20 protein-coding genes are annotated in these 24,775 nt (G+C 53.2%); 6 read left to right on the top strand and 14 right to left on the bottom strand.

What is annotated here, in order from left to right:
* Positions 1-188: 188 nt before the first annotated feature.
* The 6 genes from K5E37_RS03205 to K5E37_RS03230 all read left to right on the top strand — a co-directional run bounded on the left by K5E37_RS03205 (position 189) and on the right by K5E37_RS03230 (position 7,839).
* On the top strand, positions 189-2,327 hold the full coding sequence (locus K5E37_RS03205; RefSeq protein ID WP_139834514.1) for a glucosyltransferase domain-containing protein: 2,139 nt from the start codon (positions 189-191) through the stop codon (positions 2,325-2,327).
* The gene (locus K5E37_RS03210; protein ID WP_085607202.1) at positions 2,324-4,372 is read left to right on the top strand and encodes a hypothetical protein; all 2,049 of its coding nucleotides are present in this window, start codon (positions 2,324-2,326) and stop codon (positions 4,370-4,372) included. The genes K5E37_RS03205 and K5E37_RS03210 overlap by 4 nt, the downstream gene beginning before the upstream one ends.
* Positions 4,373-4,447: 75 nt before the next feature.
* Positions 4,448-5,557, top strand: coding sequence for a DegT/DnrJ/EryC1/StrS aminotransferase family protein (locus tag K5E37_RS03215; RefSeq protein ID WP_221533134.1), 1,110 nt, complete (start codon positions 4,448-4,450; stop codon positions 5,555-5,557).
* Between the two features lies 1 nt (position 5,558).
* Positions 5,559-6,494 (top strand): glycosyltransferase family 2 protein, encoded by a 936-nt coding sequence (locus tag K5E37_RS03220; protein WP_085607206.1) that lies wholly within the window; start codon positions 5,559-5,561, stop codon positions 6,492-6,494.
* Positions 6,491-7,438 carry a WxcM-like domain-containing protein gene (locus K5E37_RS03225; protein WP_085607208.1) on the top strand — a complete coding sequence of 316 codons (948 nt, stop codon included), beginning with the start codon at positions 6,491-6,493 and terminating at the stop codon, positions 7,436-7,438. The genes K5E37_RS03220 and K5E37_RS03225 overlap by 4 nt, the downstream gene beginning before the upstream one ends.
* Before the next feature lie 5 nt (positions 7,439-7,443).
* Positions 7,444-7,839, top strand: coding sequence for a GtrA family protein (locus K5E37_RS03230; RefSeq protein ID WP_256578480.1), 396 nt, complete (start codon positions 7,444-7,446; stop codon positions 7,837-7,839).
* Between the two features lie 82 nt (positions 7,840-7,921).
* Here K5E37_RS03230 and K5E37_RS03235 read toward each other — a convergent pair whose 3' ends face one another.
* From K5E37_RS03235 to rpsA, 14 genes are all read right to left on the bottom strand, one after another.
* Positions 7,922-8,947, bottom strand: coding sequence for a glycosyltransferase family 4 protein (locus K5E37_RS03235; RefSeq protein ID WP_085607212.1), 1,026 nt, complete (start codon positions 8,945-8,947; stop codon positions 7,922-7,924).
* A gap of 107 nt (positions 8,948-9,054) precedes the next feature.
* Positions 9,055-13,242 carry a methyltransferase gene (locus tag K5E37_RS03240; protein ID WP_221533135.1) on the bottom strand — a complete coding sequence of 1,396 codons (4,188 nt, stop codon included), beginning with the start codon at positions 13,240-13,242 and terminating at the stop codon, positions 9,055-9,057.
* Positions 13,239-14,546: an ABC transporter ATP-binding protein gene (locus tag K5E37_RS03245; RefSeq protein WP_221533136.1), complete on the bottom strand. Its 1,308-nt coding sequence runs from the start codon at positions 14,544-14,546 to the stop codon at positions 13,239-13,241. Before K5E37_RS03245 ends, K5E37_RS03240 begins: the two co-directional genes overlap by 4 nt.
* Positions 14,536-15,354, bottom strand: a complete 819-nt coding sequence (locus tag K5E37_RS03250) for an ABC transporter permease (RefSeq protein WP_085607218.1) — start codon at positions 15,352-15,354, stop codon at positions 14,536-14,538. The genes K5E37_RS03245 and K5E37_RS03250 overlap by 11 nt, the downstream gene beginning before the upstream one ends.
* A gap of 117 nt (positions 15,355-15,471) precedes the next feature.
* Positions 15,472-16,479 (bottom strand): glycosyltransferase family 2 protein, encoded by a 1,008-nt coding sequence (locus K5E37_RS03255; protein WP_256578481.1) that lies wholly within the window; start codon positions 16,477-16,479, stop codon positions 15,472-15,474.
* A gap of 401 nt (positions 16,480-16,880) precedes the next feature.
* Entirely contained in the window at positions 16,881-17,834 is a 954-nt protein-coding gene (locus K5E37_RS03260; protein ID WP_085607222.1) for an SDR family oxidoreductase, read from the bottom strand.
* Positions 17,831-18,754 carry a glycosyltransferase gene (locus K5E37_RS03265; protein WP_085607224.1) on the bottom strand — a complete coding sequence of 308 codons (924 nt, stop codon included), beginning with the start codon at positions 18,752-18,754 and terminating at the stop codon, positions 17,831-17,833. The genes K5E37_RS03260 and K5E37_RS03265 overlap by 4 nt, the downstream gene beginning before the upstream one ends.
* A gap of 53 nt (positions 18,755-18,807) precedes the next feature.
* The gene (gene rfbA, locus K5E37_RS03270) at positions 18,808-19,698 is read right to left on the bottom strand and encodes a glucose-1-phosphate thymidylyltransferase RfbA (RefSeq protein WP_085607226.1); all 891 of its coding nucleotides are present in this window, start codon (positions 19,696-19,698) and stop codon (positions 18,808-18,810) included.
* Complete coding sequence (gene rfbD / locus K5E37_RS03275; RefSeq protein ID WP_085607228.1) at positions 19,695-20,588, bottom strand: dTDP-4-dehydrorhamnose reductase; 894 nt, start codon at positions 20,586-20,588, stop codon at positions 19,695-19,697. The genes rfbA and rfbD overlap by 4 nt, the downstream gene beginning before the upstream one ends.
* Positions 20,585-21,661: a dTDP-glucose 4,6-dehydratase gene (gene rfbB / locus K5E37_RS03280; protein WP_170929391.1), complete on the bottom strand. Its 1,077-nt coding sequence runs from the start codon at positions 21,659-21,661 to the stop codon at positions 20,585-20,587. The genes rfbD and rfbB overlap by 4 nt, the downstream gene beginning before the upstream one ends.
* Positions 21,662-21,886: 225 nt before the next feature.
* Entirely contained in the window at positions 21,887-22,126 is a 240-nt protein-coding gene (locus K5E37_RS03285; protein ID WP_085607232.1) for a LapA family protein, read from the bottom strand.
* 28 nt (positions 22,127-22,154) lie between these two features.
* Positions 22,155-22,451, bottom strand: a complete 297-nt coding sequence (ihfB, locus tag K5E37_RS03290; protein ID WP_003189779.1) for an integration host factor subunit beta — start codon at positions 22,449-22,451, stop codon at positions 22,155-22,157.
* 151 nt (positions 22,452-22,602) lie between these two features.
* Positions 22,603-22,881, bottom strand: coding sequence for a hypothetical protein (locus K5E37_RS03295; protein ID WP_007950919.1), 279 nt, complete (start codon positions 22,879-22,881; stop codon positions 22,603-22,605).
* A 203-nt stretch (positions 22,882-23,084) separates the two neighbouring features.
* On the bottom strand, positions 23,085-24,770 hold the full coding sequence (rpsA, locus tag K5E37_RS03300; RefSeq protein ID WP_007950918.1) for a 30S ribosomal protein S1: 1,686 nt from the start codon (positions 24,768-24,770) through the stop codon (positions 23,085-23,087).
* Between the last annotated feature and the right edge of the window lie 5 nt (positions 24,771-24,775).

The raw sequence follows: 24,775 nt of genomic DNA on the forward strand, positions 1-24,775 counted from the left end.
CGAATTCGGGATCAAAAAAGAAACCCCCTCCTGGGATGTTTTTTCCAATGCCCCGGGCACGAACAGGCTTGGTTGTTGAAGCGACTGCTCACTGGTGTACGGCCAGCAACAGCGAAAGTGAAGACATTACAATCAGAATGACGAAAAGGAAGTGAAAGCAAGTGACAACAACAGGGCGCGGCATTAACTTGAAAAACATTGTCAAATGGGTCCTTCCCTGCATTTTCATGACGTTGGTCATCGCTTTTATTCTGTTGAAAAGCCCTGCGCTGGATCCTGTCGTCAGTATCAGCACCAGCCAATTCCCTGCGACGCAGTCCCAGTTGTTTTACAAACGCATGGATGACTATAAGGAAAGAAATTCCAAAATCAGCAAACTGGATATGGAGAACCATACATTTAGCTTTGCGTTGCCAAGGTACGATGAGAATCTGCGCTGGGACCCATTGGAAAAATCCGGTTCTTTCTATGTCAAGGCTGTGACGATCAGCGTGCTGGCTTATACCCGCTCTATTGAACTCGACAACCTGACGCCGATGGCACAGATTGAGGCGTCCGCCCGCGAAACGAACATTGTCAAATTCACAGCGCCGTCGGGTGCGACTGACCCACAGATAAACATTCACCTTAACTACAAGTTACTCGACAAAGTGCGCTACGTTTTCGCGCTCTTGCTCGGACTGGCCAGCGCATTTGCCATTCTTGCCTGGATCAAATGGCATTCACGGATCCTAGACTTCCTGCAGGGTGACCGCGGTTATACCGCACAATTGAAATCAATCTTCAGACAAGAAAACTTCAGCCTTAACGAATTCACAAAGTTACTCGGCATCGGGGTTTTTCTTAATATTATCCCGGTCGTCAATTTCTTTTTGTCTGTTGATGATGAGCGGGGCGCCTTCCGTACCGACCCATCCATCTGGATCGCCGATGGCCGATGGACAGCCTATCTGGTAGAGAAATTTATCTTCCCTCAGCCAGTAATGCCTTTCGTTCCTAATCTTTTCTTTTACGCCTGCGTTGCACTGGCGTACATGTTCCTGATCAGGGCACACCGCCTCACCTTCGGCTGGATTGCCGCCCTGGCCTACTGCATTTTCATTGCGCACCCGATCTGGTGGTTCATTGGCGAGTTCTACTCCAACATTCCTTCGATCGGTGTAGGCGTACTGGCACTGTCGATCGGCATCTTTGTATTTTCAAAATGCCGTATCGGCGACGACTTGAAAGGCAAAACTGCCCGCTTGGCGTTGCTTTCCAGCGTATTGCTGTCCGTGGCAATCGGCGCCTACCAATCACTGGTCATGTTCTACATTGTTGCCGGTCTCGGTGTCGTTCTTTTCAACTTCCGAAAAGACAACCCGACAGCCGTACTATCAATTTATCCGACAATCCAGCGTGCAGCCTTGTTGCTCGGCACCCTCGTTGGCGGCGTTGCTTTCTATGTCATCATAAACAAGCTTGCCCAACTGGCTTACCCTTCCGACCGTGGTTACATCGATAACTTTCTGCGTATCAACGAACTGATCGCGGACCCTGTTCTAATTACCAAGCTGGTTTTGTTAGAAGCGTGGAAACTCTACTCAGGCTCCCCTCTGAGCTACGGCGTTTCATTCTTCAGTGCGGCCATCGCATTGGGATTTGCAGCCCTCTTCCTGGTCACACAGAATACTTGGAAAGCTGCTTTGTGGATGACTCTCCTCATCGGAGCATTGTTGATCTCCCCATTCCTGCTGAACTTCGTCGCCGGAGGTATTTATTTGCCTCTGCGCGCCATGCTGGCCATTTCCTTTGTTGCGTGGTTCACCACGATCATCGTTCTGGAAAAACAGGGGCTGTTGCGGATCTTCGGCGCTGTGCTCGCAGTCACACTGCTATTCCAGATGATTTCGGTAAATGGTCAATACTCGGCAAGCACGATGATGGCCACGACCCACGACCGATTCACCGCCGAAGCGCTTTACGATCGAATCAGCAAGGCCAACCCGGAATTTGACAAGAATGAACGCATCATGGTCGATGTTTATGGACGAATGCCATTCGCGAGCCGCTATCCAGGCCCGGAAACCTCGACCATGAGTTCTTCGTTTTTCGATTGGGACCAAGGCAACGTCTATCGCATGCTGGAGTACATGCGCCTGATCGGTTTCTCGAATGTTTATGCCTTGGGCAACGCGCTGCGTATTCCGTTGACACCGCACTTTGACAACATGCCGGTATGGCCGGCAGAAGGCTCCGTGCGATATGAAAACGGCGTTTATCTTGTCAAGTTGAGCGAAGTTGCCGACCCGACGCACGCACAGTACAAGCGAGTCGAGTCGCAATGATTAACAAGGCAGGCATGCGACCCTTTTTCGCCTACCTTGCGCTTGCCGGGCTGTCTTTGCTAGCAGCACTTGCGTCCCTTTATCTCGCCAAGGCAACCGGTACGTTCGACGCCACCAGACACAACATTTGCTTGAGCATTGATTCGTCATCCAAAGGCGTGACGCAACTGTTCTGGTCCAGCGAATCTGGCGCTTTCAGTGAATCACAATCGGATTCGCAAAGGATCGACGCCGGTACTCAGCGTGTTTGCTTCTCGGTCGCGACAGGTCAGCGCTTCCTGCGCTGGGATCCCAACAACGTTGCGTCCGAGATGCGTGTCAGTCAAGGCGAAATAAACTTTTGGGGTCTGCGGCAAGCGCTGCCGCTAAGCGTTCTGGCTCCTGGCAATGCACCAACGTCATTGTCGACCGAAGCGTCTTCGGTCACATTGACGTTTGATAATGACGACCCGCAAATCAAGTTCGAAATCAGCGACTCGGTCAGGTTCAAGGAAATAGCTTATAGCGCAGCGCTGCTGACTTTCGCTTATTGGTTGATCCTGAGCTGCACGCTGTTCATCCTCGGGAAAATAATTTTCGACGAAAGCATCGCCTATCGCATGTCGGTATTGGCGGCGCTTCTTTTGATAGCCGTATATCAATTAACCGGACTTATTGCGGTGGGCGATGGTGCGGGCTGGGACGGCAACGCCTATTTGAATCTTCTGTTCGACTGGAAAAATTCCGGGCATATTCCTGTCACGGATCCCTACCGTATCAGTCGCCTCACGGGCTTTTTTCCAACGGTAGTAGCAGAGTTCCTGCTAGATCTGACCAGACAACAGCTTTTATATGTACAGATGTCTTTCAATGTGCTCGGTATCAGCGTAGCCGCCGGGCTATTTACTGACTACTTGATGAAGTCCGGCATCCCGACCAGGCGGGCAGTGCAGTACACAACTGCCTTACTTTTGACGTGGCCAATCCTGGTCATGTCGACTTACTACCCCCTTTTAAGCGACCATTTGGCAATAGTACTGTCGTGCTGGAGCTTGTGGTGCTTTTCGCACAAACACTTCAAATGGCTACTGGCAACCTGCCTGATAGCACCATTGATCATGCCAGGCTTGTTTCTCCTGCCGCTGACGCTTCTCACCTTCTCACAGCCAGAAACGCAAGTTTCCTTCATCAACCGTCTGACTTTCGGCATGAAAGTCAGGATGCTGGTTTTTCTAGGTCTGGCTGCCGCCATGGTGGGTTATGCGTGCCTGTGGTTCACACGTATCGAAGACAGCGAACTATTACATGTCGGTTCTACACTTGCCTCGGGCATTCCTGGACTCAGATGGCTTAGCTCCACTTACTTGATTCTGGCCCTGATTGGCGTTGCCTGGCTTTGGAGTCGACTTCTGGGGCGTGATGGTGCGTTGCCAGTATTGTCCATCAAGTGGTTTTTCCTGGCCGCCATTGCGACGGCGTGCGGCCATGCAACTCTCTACTTCGGACTGGACTGGAGCCAGGGATTCCGAGGCCCGGACTTGGTGCAGAACATGTTTTATCAAGGTTTGAATACGCCATTCAAACCCATCCTCTCGCACTTTAGTTATTTTGGCCCATGCTTGCTTATTGCCTTGCAGCTAGTGTGGACCAGCAATCGAAGCGCGCGCCCGGTGCGCGCCGTTCAAATTGCCATATTGGGATTCTTGCCACTGTTGGTCGTCGGTTCCGAAAGTCGCCAATGGATCGCCATTCTTCCATTTCTGGTAGCGTACGTTGCGCAATCCGGAGTTTCGGATAAAACCACGAAGCTGATTCTTTATTTTTCCCTGCTGATGGCGACCCCATTATTCTGGCTGGCCAAGTCCATAGCCAGTGCCTTTGCAGCGGGCTTACCCATGAGTGATCCATTGTGGCAGCTGTACTTTGGGCGTCAGGGACCATGGATGTCGCATTCGACGTACCTGATCACTGCGATTGCGTGCCTGATCTTCACGGCTGCATGGTGGCTGACACGGCCAACCACCCCTAAATCGGCGGATTACGTCGGCTCAGACCTGCCAGATTGAGCCGACATCACTGTCTGAATGTGTAGTAAAATTGCGGCCATTATCATGTGCGCAGTCAAAAATTCTGGATGGATCATGGACGCAAATCATCAAATTCCTTTGTTTTCTGCAGTAGCGGCGAATTCCGGTATTGATTTTTCCGAACCGCTTATGCGCGTCGTTAATCGGCACTGGTACATTTTGGGTGAAGAAGTAAAGAACTTCGAACGAGAGTTCGCCAACTATGTCGGCGCAGAACATTGCATCTCGGTCGCGAACGGCTCGGAAGCACTGGAAATCGCCTTGCTGGGCATGGGTGTGGGCCCGGGTGATCGGGTTATCACCGTTGCCAACGCCGGGTTTTATAGCAGCACCGCCATCCACGCTGTCGGCGCCGAGCCGGTATATGTCGATGTCGATGAGAACACTTTGACCATGTGCCCGAAATCACTGGAGAAGGCGCTGGCCCAACCGGCGAAGGTCGTGATTGTCACGCACCTTTACGGACAGTTGGCAGACATCGAAACTCTGGCAGCCATTTCTCGCTCGGCCGGGGCGGTCGTGCTCGAAGATTGCGCCCAGTCCCACGGTGCGCGCTCTGATAATCGGCTTTGTGGATCGTTCGGCGACCTGGCCTGCTTCAGCTTTTACCCCACCAAAAACCTCGGCGCACTGGGCGACGGTGGCGCGATCGTAACTTCATCCTCCGAGATTGCCGCCCGCCTGCTCACGCTTCGCCAATACGGCTGGTCGACCAAATATCACGTTACCGTTCCGCACGGCCGTAACAGCAGACTCGATGAGATGCAGGCTGCCATCCTGCGGGTCAAACTGCCTCTTCTCGACCAATGGAACGAGCAGCGCCGCTCGATTGCCAGCCGCTACTGTGCAGCCTTCAGCCAACTGCCAGTCAAATTGCCTGCAAGTCTGGGCGACGACTTTGTTGCCCACCTGTTCGTAATGCGTGTCGAACATCGTGAAGCGTTCACTGCCTACCTAAAAGAGCATGGCGTCAGTACCGATATTCACTATCCAGTTCCAGACCACTGGCAAACAGCGTACACACCGCGCGAAACATTCAATCTTCCGGTGACCGAGTCAGCATGCACCCGACTGGTCTCGTTACCTTGCTTCCCTGGGCTGACCGATCAGCAAGTCGATCGTGTCATTGAAGTGGTTTGCGCCTACTTCAAGCAGGAGATTTAGGGTGCTTTCGCTGGTTATTCCGGTTTACCGTAACGAGGAATCGCTGCCGTCATTGCTCAAAGCCGTCGATGATTTGAACGTCGAGCTTCAAGGCGCGCTTGAGGTGGTTTTCGTGGTCGATGGCAGCCCGGATCGCTGTTACGAGATCCTGCGAGATCGCCTGCCCGAGCAACGTTTTGCCTCCCAGCTGATTCTGCTGTCGAAGAACTTCGGTTCTTTCATGGCGATACGTACAGGTTTGCAGCATGGCAAGGGTCGCACGTTTGCCGTAATGGCCGCCGACCTGCAAGAGCCGCCAAGCCTGGTGCTGACCATGAACCGGGTGTTGAATACCGAGCCGGTGGATGTAGTAGTCGGTGTCCGCGAGGGTCGTGACGATCCATTCCTGTCTAAACTGGCGTCGAAAACCTTCTGGGGTCTGTACAAACGTTACGTTATCCCGGAAATGCCTGCCGGCGGCGTCGACATGTTCGGCTGCAACCTGGAGTTTCGCGACAACCTGCTCAAACTCGAAGAACGCCACAGCTCTTTGATCGCGCAGATTTTCTGGCTGGGTTTCCGCCGACAGGTAGTCAGTTACACTCGAGTTGCCCGGGAACACGGCAAGTCGGCGTGGACATTGCGAAAGAAAGTGAACTATCTGATGGACAGTGTCTTCTCGTTCACGGACTTGCCCATTCGCCTGCTTATTCGTGTAGGTGCAGCCGGCTCAGCACTCTCGGCGTTATACGGCGTCAGTGTAATCCTCGCGAAGATAGGCGGCCTGATCGATGTCCCTGGTTATGCCATGACACTGTTTACCATTACCCTGCTGGGCAGCCTCAATCTGCTGGGGCTCGGCGTGATCGGTTCGTACGCCTGGCGTACCTATGAAAATACCAAAGGGCGCCCTTTGGCGATCCCTATGAAAGTTTCTGAGTTTGGAGCCAATAAATGATTGATTCGCGCGATTTTTTCGTTCACGACCGTGCGATTTGTGAATCGTCCACTATCGGTAAAGGCTCGCGTATCTGGGCGTTTGCACACGTATTACCGAACGCCCGTATCGGCGCCGAGTGCAACGTGTGCGACAACGTGTTTGTCGAGAACGACGTCATCATTGGTGACCGGGTAACACTCAAATGCGGCGTTCAGGTTTGGGACGGCATCACCATAGAAGACGATGTTTTCGTGGGACCGAACGTCACGTTCACCAATGACAAGTTTCCACGCAGCAAAATCTATCCGGAAGCGTTTTCTCGCACCATCATCCGCAAAGGTGCATCCCTGGGCGCCAATTCGACGATTCTGCCCGGAATTACCATTGGCACCTCGGCAATGGTCGGCGCAGGCGCGGTCGTCACCAAATCCGTTCCACCGAATGCTATCGTGGTCGGTAACCCGGCGAAGATCATCGGCTACGTCGATGCCAAGCCTACCGAAGGCACAGTCGTAGACAACCCGGTAAAAGTCGGCCAATCAGATGTCCATCCTTGTGGCGTTACGCTGCACCGCATGATGGAAGCCGTCGATATGCGCGGCAGCCTGAGCGTTGGCGAATGCGGTAAGGACGTTCCGTTCGAAGTGAAGCGTTACTTCCTGGTAACCAACGTTCCGACTGCTGAAACACGTGGTGAACATGCTCACCGCGAATGCCACCAGTTTCTGGTAGCGGTCAAAGGCACCGTGCACGTAGTTGCCGACAATGGAAAGCACCGCCAGGAGTTTGTTCTGGACCACCACACACTGGGCCTGTTCCTGCCAGCAATGACCTGGGGTATTCAGTACAAGTACTCGGCGGACGCGGTGCTGCTGGTTTTTGCTTCCGAGCATTACGCTGCTGACGACTACATACGCGATTACGATCAATTCCTGATCGAGAAAAAAGCGCAGATTGGTTAATAGCCGTGAAAATTTCCGAACTGATGGAAATCAGGTTTTTCCGGTTCCTCCTGACAGGCGGGCTGAACACCGGAATTACGTATGCGCTGTATCTCATATTGCTCAGTGTACTTCCCTACACATGGGCTTATTCGATCAGCTATGTTTGCGGGATTGTTTTCGCGTTCGTGATGAGCCGGTTCCTTGTCTTCAAAGAACACCAGGGGATCAAATCGATCCTGCTGTTCCCACTCGTCTACGTCGCGCAATACGTATTGGGGATGTTTGTCGTCTGGTTCTGGGTCAAACAGCTGTCGCTGCCTGAATACCTGGCTCCACTGGCGGCGATCATTCTGTCGCTACCACTTACATACGTATTGACGAAGCTGGTATTCGTCAAACCCGGAGCGGTTACTCGCTAAAAAAAGGCAGACGGAATAATCCGTCTGCCTTTTTTAATTGCTGAACGCTATCAGCGCAATCAGGCTGATCCCGCCTCGATGTTCATGCCGCAACATCCTTTTCGGATTTTCCCGCGCGGAACCGCAACGCCAGAATGAACAGTGGCACGTAAGCCACCACGGCACCGACAAAGCCATTCAGCTTGAAGTGCGTGACAGCCACTGCAATCGGCAGGAGCCAAAACACATTGATCAAGCCCACGACAAGGGTCACCGGCAGGTGCTTGCCATAACGGCGCGAGGCGAATTGGTAAGCATGACTGCGATGCGCTTCATACACTTTCTCGCCGCGCAGCAATCGACGCAACAAGGTGAAAGTTGCGTCGACGATGAACACCCCGAGCAGGATCAACCAACCCCAGAAGTACTCAAATGAGGCATTGGCGGCCTGTATCGACAAAATGCCCAAGACGATACCCAGAAAGCCGCTGCCCGCATCGCCCATGAAAATTTTCGCTGGCGGAAAGTTCCACAACAGGAATCCTCCCGCACAACCAGCCAGTAGCAGGGCCGGCCCCATCAGCCCGACATGCCCGTCCAGGGCGTACAGCACGCACGCCCCGACACACGCAGTTACCGCCTCGACCCCGGCAATCCCGTCAATACCGTCCATAAAATTGTAGAGATTGAGCATCCAGACGAGGTAGAGGCTAGCCAATACAAACCCGCCCCAGCCCAGATCGAAGACCTGTCCGAACACACTGACGGGCGGTAGGCCACCCAACCAGGCCAACGCCCAGATCGCCGCGCAAAAGTGCCCAAGTAAACGCCAGCGCGCAGCAATATGGCCATGATCATCCATGAATCCGATGATCGCCACCAGGCTGCCAGCACCGGCGATTGCAGCGAAATCTCTGAATGCGATCAAGTCAGCAGCATACAGCGAGCACATGGCGACAAGGAACGTCACGACGATCGCAACACCCCCTCCCCTTGGCGTGGGGACCGTATGCGAACTACGGGCATTGGGAATATCCATCAGACTTCTGGCAAGGGCATACCGGCGCAAAACAGCAGTCAGAAGGAACGAAATAATTAAAGCGATCAGCACAAACCAGCTGAAATTCATCGCGGCAGTAGCTCCAAATAAAAGCCAGCATTCGTCACTGGCAAACAAAAACCATTGCGCCCGCCTGGCCGATCATGAGGTTCGATAAGCCAGGCGGGCGCACTGCATCAGTTTTTGTTCACATCCACGATCTCATGCAGCGGACGCTTGCTCAGCACGCGTTTGATTTTTTGCCGTAGTGAGTAAGGCACCGCATGGCTGATGCGCTCCATGCGCGGATGGCGGTAAAGCGTCCAGATGGCCAATAGCGCGATTTCCTTAGTCGTCAGCGGCGCCTCATACACAGTTGTCGGGGCCGAGAATTTCGGCAGTTCGAAACCGGTTTTTGGTTTGCTGTGCTTATCACTGCCGACGCCGCATAAGGCCGGGTAATCAACGCTATAAAACGCTGGCTGCTGCAGGTGGGTGTCCACGACAGGCGCAGTCAACTGCTCACCGGCAGCGAGCCTTTTCACAAACTCGCTGATTCGCCGCATCAACTCGGCTGGCTCAAGCCCATAATCATAAACAAGAGTGTTTTCACGTCCGGACAATCGTTCCGGGAATGCCCCAATGTTTGGCGCAATAATTGGCAACCCGGCTTCCAGCGCATAGCTGAGGGTATAGCTGTAGGTTTCCGGGCACTGACTTGGAAACAGGACGACATCAAACTCATTTGCGGCCATTAGGGAAGACAGCTCACTGGCATCGTAACGACCTGTAGTCAGGACACCGCCCAACTCTCTGTAGCCGAAACCGACCAGCCGGAAGTTGATTGGTGCATTGACCGTCGCTGCCGCCTCCGCCACTTGCTCCAGATAATCGGCACCCTTTTCTTTACCAAGAGCACCGATAACGCCCACGTTGTAGCGGATCTTTTGCGCGACCGCCGCGACACCCTGCCCAATATTGCGTTTGTGCTCTACGTGACCTGCAACGACAGCGTTACGCAACTCGAAGTTGAGTCGATAATTGGCGAGGGTGTACGCCGAAGGGAAAATTACCGCTTTCGCCCCGTCGATAAAGCCGCGCAATTGCTCACGCCATTGTGCCGGCGATACACCATCCGGCAGAGGGAAGTCAGGATTGACGATGTCGTCGGCATAACTGCCTGGATAAACGCCCTGCGCATCGGTCAGTGTAGGGTTGCCGCATAGCCAGTAATAATCATGAACCGTCAATGCATATTCAGCGCCCAACTCAGCGGGCAATTGAACCAGTTGCGAATTCAGACCGAGCGTGTGATGGAAGTGCACGAAGCCGACACCACAGCCCTTCAAGAACTCGACCAAAAGGTTGTGCTCTTCCGGCAACTGGAAAAGAAGCTCGTCGGCCCCCGGAAAACTCCCCATCCGTAAAGTAACGGCGGACTGGCCACGACGAGGCGCCAGGAACAGGCAGCAAACATCGGACTCAAGAGCGTCTGCCAACTCGTCCAGATGCTGCTGCACACCGCCTCCAGCCTCATGCGAAATGTGCAAGACCTTTGGCCGGTCCAACGATGCGATCAATTGCGCAAGACGTTTTACCCGTACTGCTTTCAGCGGATCAGCTGCGATGAACCTCTGGATATCCAAGTGATAATCCGGATGCAGCTCGGTGATGACCTTGGTTGCATGCTCGGTCAACGCCTGCTTGGAAGAGGAGAAACTGACCCCGCCCTCATGAAATGCATACAGGTTAGGGGTCACGATGTTGAGCCAACCGGCTTTCAGCCCGCGCTGGCACAGATCGTTCTCTTCACCATAACCCTTGCCGAACTTTTCCTCGTTCAGCAGCCCCACGACATCCAGACAATCGCGGCGAATGTACATGCAGAAACCTACACCTGTCGGTGCCTGGCTGACCGGCAAACGCGGGCCGGAAAACACAGCATCGATCTGCTCGACGCTTAAACCAAAGGCTGGCTGGTTTTCGTAAAGAAACGCCGGGAAGCTACAAATAGTCGCGTTGTTGGAAAACGGTGTAACGGTACCGATGTTTGGCGCGATGTAAGCCTCAGCGGTCAGCCGCTCCAGCCAGTCAACAGGCACGATGACATCACTGTTAAGGAAAACGATATCGTCCTGGCTGGCATGGCGCATGCCGCGATTGACGGTTTTGACAAAGCCAAGATTGACTTCGTTTTCGAGAACGGTCATCACCTGCGGCCATTGCATTTGCAATTCGATCAACATGGCCTGCATGCCTGCATCTGGGCTCGCATCATTGATCGCGACCAGTTTGGAGTCGAAAGCAATAATCCCTGGCATCGCGGCAAGGATGCAGCGACGAGTCATTTCGACATTTTTATAGATTGGCAGAATGACGCTGACCGAGCGAGTCCGCGCGACAGGCGCTTCAATTACGTCGTCAACCGGCTGTGGCAGATTGGCTTCCTGGCCGCGCAGATAGGCCGTCAGCGCCTGCTTGGAAGTCTCCACTTTGCTGCGCAACACGCCTTTCCCCTGCCGCAACGAGCGCACAAGGAAGCGTACAGGTTTAGTGATGAACCAAGAGTTGGAGTTAATGACTTGATTATAGTCAGCTTCACGTTGGTCCAGTTTTGCACTCAGCGTTTCGATTTTCTGCCTGGCGTCAGTGACAGCGCTTGCAAGCGCTTCACGGGTTTGAGCCAATGCAATCTGCGAACTGCTGAAAGCAGAAAACAGATTGTCTTCGACAATCAATCGATCTTCGCCCCACGCCGTAAATTCACTCGGGCTTCGGCCGTTAATCGCATTCTGAATCTGCGCCTCGATGGCCAGAAACTCTTCCACATCTTCTTCGCAAAGTGGGTACCCGGCGGCTTCGCAAGCTCGGAACACAAAGTCTTTGCGTGTAACCGGGCCAGCCTCTGCCCCCTTGCTGATACGGGTAATCGAACCCAGCAACTGCGTTAGCGCTTTGAACAGCAGGTACTCGTAGCGAACATTCGTGTTGAGTGTCCACTCTTTGTCGATCAACTGCGGACGACCGTCCAGATCAATCACAATATTTTGCGGGACCGCATCGATCAACGCTCCCGACACCTCACCCGGCTGGCTCTCGGCGTTATCACAGAGCACGTTTAGCATGCTCAGATAATTTTTGAGGAAGACGCCGATACCTGCGTAAGTCCAGCCCTCGGCATTGACTATATCGATCAGCTTAGTGCCAAGCACATAACCATTGATGTAAGGCTCGGACGCAGCAAGATTAAAAGCGACGAGCGATTGCCCTTCACCCTCATCGATAGTCTTTCCGAGTTTTTGGTAATGCACATTGATCGCATCTTCGGAATCGCGACGAAATTCCGAACGTTTGCAGTACATCGAGCGTCGATCGCAACTGTAATGATACGCCAGGGTCTGCGGGTCGACTGCGCTGCGCGAGACCGGCGAAGCACCTACAAGAAAGGAGTTGGACATGTCCATGCCCAAGCCGTTCCTGAAAATCTGCGACCAGGCTAATTCCAGTGAGAAGGTGCACAGATCCGGCAATTGCGGATCTCTCTGTACACTTTGCGATGCGAATGCACTGGCATCGAAATCAGGATCTTTGAACCCCTGTTCGGTGATGATCGAAACGGGCAACTTGTAATCGGGAAATGGCGCAAAGAACTCACTCGAGGTAAACCCGGCTGTCGCCAACAACGACGCGAGAGCTTTTTTCCCGTAGGTCTGCACGGTAGCGCTGTTATAGCGCCCCTCGACACCGTACATCGGCGTCGTCACGTGATCTTCAGGCGCTCCGGCGAAATATTTCAAGCCGAGCTGATTTTCGATCGCGATGATGAGCAAACCGTCAGGTTTAAGCAGTGAGCGAACTTTCTCAAGCATTCTCGCACCCGGGTTATCACCCGATACGAACAGGTTGGCATACTCAAAAACGCCGATCAGGGTGATGACATCGAATTGGGTATCAATGCTGAAATTCTCGAACGACTCAGCCAGAACCGAGACGTTTGGCAAGTCTCGGGTGCGTGCACGGGCGATGCTGGCGCGACGCGAGCTACCTTCCAGCGCCAGCACTCTGCCGCCCTGCTCACCTAAATACCGGGTAATTGCACCACAACCGGCACCGATCTCGAGCACATCGCCACGCAGATCGGCATCGAACACCCGCAACAAGTTCGAACGGGTACTTGAGAGGTAATAAAGCGATGGCCAATCGGTGCACGATCTTCGCAGCTCATCAGAAAAAACACTGACGTCACTGGCCTGATCGATCAAGAATTTTATGCGCAGTTCGGTGCTATCACCATCGCTGTAGTTGATGCTCGAATAATCCGGCCTCGACCAGATGTTGAGCTCGTCATTAAGCTGATAGCCCGCTTGTTTCAATAAAATATTCAATTTGAAACCTTCTTGGCACGAATGCTGGAGTCCAGATTTACAAGCCCAAAAAATTTGTCAGTCGGACGAACCTGGAAGTGGATCGAATCATAACGCCTGTCACGGGGAGTAACCTCTTCTCCATCTTTGGTCGACACTCCGACAGAAATGAAGTAGTCACCTGGGGCCAGATCACAAGATATAAGTACCTCAACTTCGACGATCTCGCCCTTGCGCCCGCACGTTCTGAATTCCAGGCAATCCAGCGTTTCACTATTTACGCCATAGAGGGTAACGCCCTCTTTGGTCTTGATCGTCATCCCGAGAATCGGACACACCAGATCAGTATCAAAACGTACAAATACCGATAGTTTGATCTGCACGCCAGTGTCCAGGGCAATGGGGTACTCAAGCCCTCCTGCGCTCAGGTGGAAGTCGATGATAGTGGCCGATCTGTCACCCCAACGATATTCGTTCGGGTTGTAGTTCGGATGCGTTTCAAATACATCGAGGCCGCCTTCAGGCGTTTGATACGCTGCCAACTCGTCAGACGCTTCTGCACTTTCGACAGAGGTCGATTGCTGAGTCTTGCCGAACAACAAATCAAGGTAACGGTTGACGACCATGCGCGGCTCGCCTTCAGCGAGCTGCACACCGTTGTTCAAAAGAAAGGCGTGGTCACAGTGCGTAACGATTTGTTCGCTGGAGTGCGTTACCAGCAGAATGCTCGTGCCGTTTTCCTTGAGCTTTTTCAACCGATCAAAGCAACGGGCCTGAAATTTTGCATCCCCCACTGCCAGCGCTTCATCGACAATAAGAATATCGGGCTCTACTTGCGCCTGAACGGAAAACGCCAGTCGCACCAACATACCGCTCGAATATGTCTTGACCGGTTGATTGATGAAATCGCCAATGTCCGCGAATTCGATGATCGCGTCATATCTTGCGTCGATTTCTTCTTTGCTCAAACCCAGAATCGAGGCGTTCAGGTAGACGTTCTCGCGTCCAGTGAACTCGGGATTGAATCCGGAGCCCAGTTCGAGCAATGCAGCGATCCGGCCATGGGTTTCAACCGTACCACTGGTTGGATTCAACGTACCGCAAAGAATTTGCAGCAAGGTGGACTTGCCACTGCCGTTGCGACCAACGATACCGACCGTTTCGCCTTTGCGAATTTCGAAGGAAACGTCGCGTAGCGCCCAGAACTCACGGCAATATTTTTTCTTCCCGCGACTAAGCATCTGAAGCAGTCTGTCGCGCGGTTTGTCGTAAATCTCATAGCACTTACTGAGATTTTGAACTTTGATAGCGACCTCAGATGACATCGGCGAATCCTTTTCGTGTTTTCTGAAACCAGGCGAATCCAAGCCACGCAATCAACGCCGAGCCGGCGAGATAAATGCCCAATACGGTAAAGTCAGGCAGCTTTCCCCAAAACAGAATGTCCCGGGCGTACTCGATTGCAGGCGTCAGCGGATTGAGCATCAGTAGATGTTGATACTTCTCAGGTAGCGCACTGGCAGGGTAAAAAATAGGCGACAGAAACATCAGGACGGTGGTCAGGATGCCGATGAATTGCGCGACATCTCTCAAGTAGACGCCGAGCGACGCCAAGGCCCACGTCAAACCCATGATCATCAGCATCAACGGCAGGATAATCAACGGGAACAACAGGACGGTCAGGTGCGGCGTGCCAAACAGTATCAAATAGGCCAGCAGCCACACAGTCAGGCTGATCACCATATGAAAGAGCGCCGAACCGACTGTGATCCAGGGAAGGATCTCCAATGGAAACACAACTTTCTTCACATAGTTGGCGTTCGAGAGAATCAGCGTCGGGCTTCGATTGAAACACTCCGCAAAAAAGTTGAAGACGATAAGTCCCGCAAACAGAATAAGTGCAAACTCGGTTTTCGAGTCACTTCCGCCGCTCCAGCGTGCCTTGAAAACGACGCTAAAGACAAAGGTGTAGACAACCAACATGAACACGGGGTTAAAAAACGACCAGAGAATCCCCATGAACGATCCACGGTAACGCCCAACGACTTCTCGCTGTACAAGCGCCGCGATCAGGCTCCGATTACGCCAGAAACTGCTGACCATTTCCTTTGGCGACGTGGAAAAATTAAGCATTATGCACACACCTGAGATAAATCGAGGGAGACAGACTTCATACAAAAACTCTCTTGTTGAGATACCGGGAGGACGCCACGGAGCAATTTTCACGTCCCGCCCTGCACGATGATGGCATCAAATTCTGTTGAGCACCGCGGCCAGCATCAGCCCAAGATTACCCAAACACGTCTGCCGATAGACCTTCGCGCGGTAGAGCCAGACGAAACGGCCGAATCCTTTTGAATCACGGGCTTTCTTGAATTGCTCAAAGGTCTGCAGGCTGTCTGCACTCAAGCGTGAGCGAACCGTTTCAAGTGCAGCGATATTTTTGTCATTCCAGTCACGAAAGCGACCCGTAGACATCATCCGCAAGCGCATGATCCGTGCGCGCACTCCAGAGTTGGCGCCAATCAGATTCGCTTCATGCTGCCTGTACAGAATGGAAGGCGAGGCGTCATAGACGACCTTGCCACCCACCGCGGTAATCAGGAGATAGGCCCACCAGTCATGGGAAACGATATCCACTTGGCTGCCGGCATGACAGAGCACGTCCCGAGCCAAATGATTGAATACCATGGTATTGCCCCCGGCCAGACTTTGTACCAGTGCATTGGCAAAACTGGCGGGGCGAGAAAATAGTGGCGAGCGACCGATGACCGTTCCCGAGTCACCAATCAACTCGGTCCGGGCGCAATACAACGCCGGAAGACCGGACGGCAGCGCCTCCAATACCTTTACGGCAGACTCAAGTTTATTGGCTTGCCAGATATCGTCCTGGTCGGCCCATGCATAAAATTGCGATTGCACGGGCGCATCGCAGGCAACGGACATGAAGTTAGCCGCAAACCCTCGCTTGGGCCCTTGCAGAATGGTCAGTCGGCCTTCTCCCCAGATCGAGCTGTACTGGCGCAGAATATCCAGTGTCGCGTCGGTAGAACCGTCATCAGAAACAACGACGGTCCATTCGCGATAACTCTGGCGAGCTATCGAATCCAGTTGTTGTGCGAGAAAGCGCTCACCGTTGTAGGTACACATCAGAATCGTCACGCGGGCCGGTTGCGTTTCATGACCGTGAATACCAACGTCAGAACCGCTGCCAGGCTGCTCGCCTGTCTGATCAAATTGTGGAAGAGGGGCTACCACCGAGCACTCCATTGCATTGAAGATAAAATAATGACGATGTCGTTTCGCTCAACATCAAGAGGTACAGCCTTGGCAGCATGAAAATCACATGCCCCTCTCATGGACCGCTCCCGACAGCGAAAAATTTGCCATTATAAGTCATACCAATTTGATAGCCCAGTGACATCACCACCTTCAACAGCACAAGGCGGTGGTCATGGTATGAAAAGAGTAATCTGAATGTTGCCTTGAGCCGGAAAAATCCTGCCAAGGCGTACTGATTTGGGCTGCGTAGGGTATCAAGGCGCCCTAATTGGCAAAAGGGTGGCAATCTGCCAATTCTTCGAGGGTCAGATCAATGGCCATGCTTTATCGAGCAAGCCTTAGCGGAAAAGTGACATCCACAAAAAATACCGACCCGTTTAGCGCTCCCGAAAATGGTTGGCAGTGGCCTGAAGTGCCTGGCTCACGCTGACGGGCGGCGTCCACTCCAGCACTGTGCGCGTCTTTTCCATATCGACCTGTAACGAGCCGCAGAGTCGTTGAGCCAAGGCTCTCCTACCCAATAAAGCCGCCCCAAGGCGCAGAACAAACGGAGGCACGGGCAACAATCGCGCTCGGACAGTCAGGGCACTCGCCATCCTTTGAAGCAATTGAGTGGTCGAAAGATCTTCGCCATCACTTACCAGAAACGTTTGATTGGCTGCTTTTGGATGATCGATGCAGGTCACCAAAAGATCCACCAGATTACTGATTGCCACCAGGCTGCGGCGATTGCCCAATGCCCCCAATGGCAGTGGCAATCCTTTTTGCAACCAGCGCATCATACTTAGAAAGTTGGCTTTGACACCCGGCCCGTACACCAGAGGCGGTCGAATAATCACCAACTCCATTGCGGTTTCCAGTGCGATTTGACGCACGACTTCCTCTGCCTCGCACTTGGAAATACCGTAAGGATCAACAGGCGCGGGAATATCGGCTGCGGTAAAGGGCCTCCCGGCGGGTGACTCTTCGCCATTGACCTTGATCGAACTGACAAAGATGAAGCGCTTCACCCCGGACGCTGCCGCATGACGGGCCAGCCGCGCAGTGCCCTGCACATTCATTTGCCGAAACATGGCAAGCGGATCAGCCTCCCCCTCGTTCATTACATGAACCCTGGCCGCACAATGAATCACCGTCTGAACATTATTCAATGGCGGCAATAAAACGCGCTCATCCAAATCAAAAGACACGACATCACACAAACCACTCAACCGAGTTTCGCCACGCGCAGCCGCAACTGGTGTGTAGATCTTGTCGAGAAGCAGGCGGAACACCACGGCCTCGCCGACAAACCCCGTCGCCCCGGTTACCAATACCCGAGCACCTTTCATTTGGTTTTCTTCCCGATCACGGCAGTCGCGCAACAAATAAAGAAAAAGAACAGCTTGTCCCTGGTTCGACGACGACATTCACCGGCTGTTAACGACAGTCGCAATAATTGTCGACGGCCCAAAGGTAGCCATTGCCGGACGAATGGATCATCGGCGAGACCCACCAACTGCGCAATCATTCGAATCTGAGAAAACCACCAACCGTCATGGATAGTTTTATAACGCGCAATCAGTGGATTTATACCGGTATTGGCCCCGATCTGATTACTTTCGTGCTGGCGATAACACATGGATGGCTGCGGATCAATGAACCAGCGCAAACCACGACTGCGTGCGAACGCATAGCAATACCAGTCATGCAGACTGACCTGTTGTAAGGCATCCCAATGTTTGAACAATGAGCCCTTCAGCAACTGCATCATCCTTTTGCTCATGACATACGTACAGCCCGGTCCGGCAGCCTCAAAGAGAAAGTCCCAGCGGGTTTGCGGCTGGGCCTTGTCCAGTACCTGGTTACGACCATCAGGCCAGAACGCAACTACGTTACTCGAGTAAGCATCCACGCCAAGAGATTTGATCGACCGGATAGCGCGCTCGATCTTGTCCAGATACCAGACGTCATCCTGATCAGCAAAAGCGATGAAATCGTAGCCTTCAAGATCAACATCTCGAATCAAACGGAAGAAGTTGCGGGAGGCCCCACCAAACGCACCGGCGTCGGGCAAGACGATTACGTTCGGATGCTGCGCAGCATAATCGGCGCACCATGCCTCGGTACCGTCATTGGAGGGATCAATACTTATATAAACGGTTACGTCGACAGCTGCCTGACCGAGGATCGAGGCCAACTGCTCCTCGATCCACTGCATGCCATTGTAGGCGGCCAGCAAAATCGCAACCTTGGGATGTTCTACTGGCATGCCATTCCTGCTTGCAGCGATAAACATAGCGTTGCGAAAGTCAGAACTTTCGATCAGGCAGACGGCGAGTCCAGCAACTTCTGAAGGTATTGACCGTAACCCGTCTTCTTCAGTGCTTGCGCTTGTGCGTTAAGCTGCTCGGCAGAAATCCAGCCATTGTGATAGGCGATCTCTTCCAGACACGCCACTTTCAGACCCTGACGCTGTTCGATCGTGTGAACGAAGTGACTGGCTTCAAGCAGTGAGTCGTGAGTACCGGTATCCAGCCAGGCAAAACCGCGACCGAGCATTTCCACGCTCAGGGTCTGGCGCTCCAGATACGCACGGTTGACGTCGGTGATTTCCAGCTCGCCACGCTCGGAGGGCTTGATGCTCTTGGCGATCTCGACCACATCGTTATCGTAGAAATACAGACCGGTGACCGCATAGTTCGATTTTGGCTTCAGCGGCTTCTCTTCGATACTCAAAGCCTTGCCACTTTTATCAAACTCGACGACACCAAAGCGTTCAGGATCGGAGACGTGGTAGCCAAATACGGTTGCGCCCTTTTGTTGGGTACTGGCGGAGCGCAAATTATCCGAGAAATGCTGACCGTAGAAGATGTTGTCCCCCAGAATCAGACAGCATGGATCCTGACCGATGAACTCTTCACCAATAATGAACGCCTGAGCCAGGCCGTCCGGGCTTGGCTGCTCGGCATAAGTGAGCTTGATCCCGTACAGGCTTCCATCACCCAGCAGTTTACGGAAGCACGGCAAATCTTCCGGCGTGGAAATGATCAGGATTTCTCGCATACCCGCCAGCATCAAAACGGACAGCGGATAAAAAATCATCGGTTTGTCGTAGATCGGCAGCATTTGTTTGGACACACCGAGGGTCAACGGGTGCAGGCGCGTGCCCGAGCCACCGGCGAGGATGATGCCTTTACGATTTGTCGTGATCATTTGTTCAGAACTTCCCTAAGCATTCGGGTTACACCACTTTGCCAATCCGGCAAGTGTAGAGAAAAATTGTCGCGCAGCTTGCGAGTATTCAAACGCGAATTCAGCGGTCGGCTCGCCGGCGTTGGATAGGCGGTTGTATCGATTGGGTTAATGGCTGTTACCGCCAACTCTTCACCTTGCGCCTTGGCAAACTCAATCACGTGACTGGCATAACCATGCCAGGACACTTCTCCGGCAGCGGCCAAGTGATAGAGACCTGCTAATTCCGGGCGCTTAAGAACTTGCTGAATAGCTAACGCCGTCACATCGGCAATCAAATCCGCACCAGTAGGGGCGCCGATCTGGTCAGCGATAATATTGAGCGTTCCGCGATCTTTCGCCAGACGCAGCATAGTCTTCGCAAAATTATTGCCGCGAGCGCCATATACCCAACTTGTGCGAAAAATCAGATATTTGCAGCCAGATGCGATAATCGCCTGTTCGCCAGCGAGCTTGCTGAAACCATAGTAATTGACTGGCGCAACAGCATCAGTCTCCTGCCATGGCACGGAGCCCTCGCCACTAAAGACGTAATCTGTCGAATAGTGAATCAGCCAGGCACCGGAAGCGGCAGCCTCTTCAGCCATCACTCGACTCGCCAAACCATTTACGCGCTCAGCCAACTCTTTTTCAGATTCAGCTTTGTCGACCGCGGTGTACGCCGCAGCATTGACGATGATATCGGGTGCGCACTGACGAATCGTTGCGCGCAAGCCTTCAAGGTCGGACAAGTCGCCGCTTAGCCCGCTCACCGAGTGACGATCCAATGCAATCAACTCACCAATTGGAGCAAGGGAGCGCTGCAGCTCCCAGCCCACTTGGCCGTTTTTTCCTAAAAGTAGGATTTTCATGCTTTGTTCGAGCGACCTGCGTAGTTCTGGTCGATCCATTGCTGGTAGCTGCCACTCTTCACATGCTCTACCCATTGGGTATTGCTCAAATACCACTCGACAGTCTTGCGGATGCCGGTTTCGAATGTTTCTTCCGGAGTCCAACCCAGGTCTCGCTGGATTTTGCTCGCATCGATTGCATAACGCTGGTCATGACCGGGACGATCCTGAACGTAGGTGATCAGGCTCGAATGAGGACGATGAGCGGAGTCTGGACGCAATTCATCGAGTAGTGCACAAAGCGTGTTCACGACTTCAATGTTCTGTTTTTCGTTATGACCGCCGATGTTGTATGTCTCACCAACCACACCTTCGGTCACAACTTTGTACAACGCACGGGCGTGGTCTTCGACATACAGCCAGTCGCGAACCTGATTGCCTTTGCCGTAAACCGGCAAGGGCTTGCCTTCCAGTGCATTGAGAATGATCAATGGAATCAATTTCTCAGGGAAGTGGCACGGGCCGTAGTTGTTCGAGCAATTGGTAACCAATGTCGGCAGGCCATAAGTGCGAGCCCAGGCGCGAACGAGGTGATCGGAGCTGGCTTTGCTGGCCGAATAAGGCGAGCTTGGCTGATAAGGTGTGGTTTCGGTAAAGAGGTCTTCAGGGCCTTCAAGGTCACCGTAAACTTCATCGGTCGAAATATGATGGAAACGGAAGTTGGCTTTGCGCGCACCATCCAATTGCGCCCAATAATGGCGAGCAGCTTCCAGCAGAGTGTAAGTGCCGATAATGTTCGTCTGAATGAACTCGGACGGACCGGTAATCGAGCGATCGACGTGAGACTCTGCGGCCAGATGCATGATGGCATCTGGTTGGTGCTCACGCAAAACACGGTCGATCTGGTCACGATCACAGATATCGACGCGCTCGAATGCATAGCGTGAATTACCGCTAACCTCGGCCAGCGACTCGAGGTTACCGGCATACGTCAGCTTGTCGACGTTGATCACTGCGTCGTTGGTATTGGAAATTATGTGACGGATGACTGCTGAGCCGATGAAGCCGGCGCCGCCGGTAACTAGAATTTTCACGCGAAACCATACCCTTGAGCTGCGGACAGTGTCACCAACGAGCACTGCCTAATCCATGAATGCAGAAGCCATCAAACCTGTGGCTTCCGTCAGAGTCAGTCTAAATCGATGTGGGAATATGCCACTATCGAACAAGGGACGCATTTTACAGCTTAATGAATCTTTTACTAATGGATATAGACAGGTAAGGACGCAATTTCGACAGACGCCCTGCGCCTGCCGTTATCACACTACACGCTTGCGTGAAGCTCTGGACGAACGTCCCAGAAACCAGCCAAAAAACGGCCCGATCAGCATACCTACCAGCAATGCACCAACCGTAATCACCGATACCGGAAGTTGTGGTCCTGCCCAACCAAGAAACAGCAGGGAGACCGATTGCTGGTTTTCGAGAACGAACGCAAGGATCGCCAATACAAGCAATAGAATCAAAACGGAAAACAAAATGCGCTTGAGATTACTCATGAGCGGCTTCCTCGCGTAACGGCGACCGTCAAACCCCCTCCTCCTCTTCTTCATTCACGCGATCTCGCAGCTCTTTGCCTGGCTTGAAATGCGGAACGAATTTTCCATCAAGGCTGACGGACTGACCGGTCTTTGGATTACGACCGACACGCGGCGCACGATAGTGCAAGGAAAAGCTGCCAAAACCACGGATCTCGATACGATCCCCCGTGGCCAGACACTGGGACATTTGCTCAAGCATGGTCTTGATGGCCAGCTCCACATCCTTGGATGAGAGCAGCCCCTGATGGGTGACAATTCGTTCGATCAACTCCGACTTCGTCATATTTTTCCCTTCTTTTTCAAGCAGCTAGATCAGCGCTTGAAAGGTTTTAGCACGCCCGGAAGATTTTGAACAGCCCAGGGCTTGACATATCTTTCCGCTCGCCGAAACGCCCATTTTCAGGGCATCGGGCGACAAGCCCGCCAACGCTCACTCACCGACAAATCACCAACATGGTTCGGGTGACGTAGCCTGCCGGATTGAAGCCAAAGGGAAACTCATCCTCATCCCGGGCGTCATCGGATCGCGTGACCACCTTATACCCCGCCCCCTTGCATTCCTTGGCGGCACGCTTCTGACACTTCTCCCAGCCCGAACCCAAGCCGGAACAGTCAACCTCGATACCACTGACTCCACGCACCGCATGGGTCTTGGCGCTCGTTGTGCAGCCCGCCAACATCAAGACACCTATAAACACTATAAATTTGCTCATTCACTTCCTTATGCCAGGCGCCTGCCCGACTACTGCGATCTTCAGACTAAGCCTAGACGCGAATAGACGATTGATCCGATTAAAGAAACAGACCACCCGGCAAAGGGAATGGTTTCACTCGCACAACCAGAGCGCGACACCCACCAAATCGCAGGCACAAAAAAGGGCGACCGAAGTCGCCCTTTTTAATGATCAGACAGAACTCAGTTCTGTTTGGCCATTGCTTGACGCAGCAGTGCCGCCATGGTGGTGTCGGCTGCTTCGCCTTCCGGAGCTGCTTTCAGGCTCTGGATGGCTTCTTTCTCTTCAGCATCGTCTTTCGATTTGATCGACAGCTGGATTACGCGGCTCTTACGATCAACGCTGATGATCTTGGCTTCTACTTGCTGGCCTTCTTTCAGAACGTTGCGCGCGTCTTCAACGCGGTCACGGCTGATTTCGGAGGCTTTCAGAGTCGCTTCGATGTCGTCGGCCAGAACGATGATGGCGCCTTTGGCGTCAACTTCTTTCACGGTGCCAGTAACGATTGCGCCTTTGTCGTTAACCGAGACGTACTCGGAGAACGGATCGCTTTCCAGTTGCTTGATACCCAGGGAGATACGCTCACGCTCCGGGTCAACCGACAGGATAACGGTGTCCAGCTCGTCGCCCTTCTTGAAACGACGCACGGCTTCTTCGCCCACTTCGTTCCAGGAGATGTCGGACAGGTGAACCAGACCGTCGATGCCGCCGTCCAGACCAATGAAGATACCGAAATCGGTGATCGACTTGATGGTGCCGGAGATCTTGTCGCCCTTGTTGAACTGGCCAGAGAAGTCTTCCCATGGGTTCGACTTGCACTGCTTGATGCCCAGGGAGATACGACGACGCTCTTCGTCGATGTCCAGAACCATGACTTCCACTTCGTCGCCGACTTGTACGACTTTCGAAGGGTGGATGTTCTTGTTGGTCCAGTCCATTTCCGAAACGTGTACCAGACCTTCAACGCCTTCTTCCAGCTCAGCGAAGCAGCCGTAGTCGGTCAGGTTGGTTACACGGGCGGTAACGCGAGTGCTTTCTGGGTAACGGGCTTTGATAGCAACCCATGGATCTTCACCCAGTTGCTTCAGGCCCAGGGAAACACGATTGCGCTCGCGATCGTATTTCAGAACCTTGACGTCGATCTCGTCGCCAACATTGACGATTTCGGAAGGGTGCTTGATACGCTTCCACGCCATGTCGGTGATGTGCAGCAGGCCGTCCACGCCACCCAGATCGACGAATGCGCCGTAATCGGTGAGGTTTTTGACGATACCTTTGACTTGCTGGCCTTCCTGCAGGGATTCCAGCAGAGCTTCACGCTCGGCGGAGTTCTCGGCTTCCAGGACGCTGCGACGGGAAACGACAACGTTGTTGCGCTTCTGGTCCAGCTTAATGACCTTGAATTCCAGCTCTTTGCCTTCCAGGTGCGTGGTGTCGCGCACTGGACGGACGTCAACCAGGGAACCTGGCAGGAACGCACGGATGCCGTTAACGTCGACAGTGAAGCCGCCTTTAACCTTACCGTTGATAACGCCCTTGACCACTTCCTCGGCTGCGAAGGCTGCTTCCAGAACGATCCAGCATTCAGCGCGCTTGGCTTTTTCACGGGACAGCTTGGTTTCACCGAAACCGTCTTCAACCGAGTCCAGAGCAACGTGAACTTCGTCACCGACGTTGATGTTCAGTTCGCCAGCGTCGTTGTAGAACTGCTCCAGAGGGATCAGTGCTTCGGACTTCAGGCCAGCGTGAACGGTTACCCAGCGAGCTTGGTAATCGATATCAACGATAACACCGGTGATGATGGAGCCTGCCTGAAGGTTCAGGGTCTTTAGGCTTTCTTCAAAGAGTTCCGCAAAGCTTTCGCTCATTTTAA

The organism is Pseudomonas sp. RIT778 (assembly GCF_019718735.1).
Lineage (GTDB): Bacteria > Pseudomonadota > Gammaproteobacteria > Pseudomonadales > Pseudomonadaceae > Aquipseudomonas > Aquipseudomonas aphyarum.

What these genes read in the sequence shown, in the direction of transcription:
- ihfB (WP_003189779.1), bottom strand. Translation starts at nt 22,451, where the DNA reads ATGACGAAGTCGGAGTTGATCGAACGAATTGTCACCCATCAGGGGCTG.
- K5E37_RS03225 (WP_085607208.1), top strand. Translation starts at nt 6,491, where the DNA reads ATGATTGATTCGCGCGATTTTTTCGTTCACGACCGTGCGATTTGTGAA.
- rpsA (WP_007950918.1), bottom strand. Translation starts at nt 24,770, where the DNA reads ATGAGCGAAAGCTTTGCGGAACTCTTTGAAGAAAGCCTAAAGACCCTG.
- K5E37_RS03265 (WP_085607224.1), bottom strand. Translation starts at nt 18,754, where the DNA reads ATGCCAGTAGAACATCCCAAGGTTGCGATTTTGCTGGCCGCCTACAAT.
- K5E37_RS03250 (WP_085607218.1), bottom strand. Translation starts at nt 15,354, where the DNA reads ATGCTTAATTTTTCCACGTCGCCAAAGGAAATGGTCAGCAGTTTCTGG.
- K5E37_RS03285 (WP_085607232.1), bottom strand. Translation starts at nt 22,126, where the DNA reads ATGAGTAATCTCAAGCGCATTTTGTTTTCCGTTTTGATTCTATTGCTT.
- K5E37_RS03215 (WP_221533134.1), top strand. Translation starts at nt 4,448, where the DNA reads ATGGACGCAAATCATCAAATTCCTTTGTTTTCTGCAGTAGCGGCGAAT.
- K5E37_RS03245 (WP_221533136.1), bottom strand. Translation starts at nt 14,546, where the DNA reads ATGTCATCTGAGGTCGCTATCAAAGTTCAAAATCTCAGTAAGTGCTAT.
- K5E37_RS03235 (WP_085607212.1), bottom strand. Translation starts at nt 8,947, where the DNA reads ATGAATTTCAGCTGGTTTGTGCTGATCGCTTTAATTATTTCGTTCCTT.
- rfbD (WP_085607228.1), bottom strand. Translation starts at nt 20,588, where the DNA reads ATGAAAATCCTACTTTTAGGAAAAAACGGCCAAGTGGGCTGGGAGCTG.
- rfbA (WP_085607226.1), bottom strand. Translation starts at nt 19,698, where the DNA reads ATGATCACGACAAATCGTAAAGGCATCATCCTCGCCGGTGGCTCGGGC.
- K5E37_RS03210 (WP_085607202.1), top strand. Translation starts at nt 2,324, where the DNA reads ATGATTAACAAGGCAGGCATGCGACCCTTTTTCGCCTACCTTGCGCTT.
- K5E37_RS03295 (WP_007950919.1), bottom strand. Translation starts at nt 22,881, where the DNA reads ATGAGCAAATTTATAGTGTTTATAGGTGTCTTGATGTTGGCGGGCTGC.
- K5E37_RS03260 (WP_085607222.1), bottom strand. Translation starts at nt 17,834, where the DNA reads ATGAAAGGTGCTCGGGTATTGGTAACCGGGGCGACGGGGTTTGTCGGC.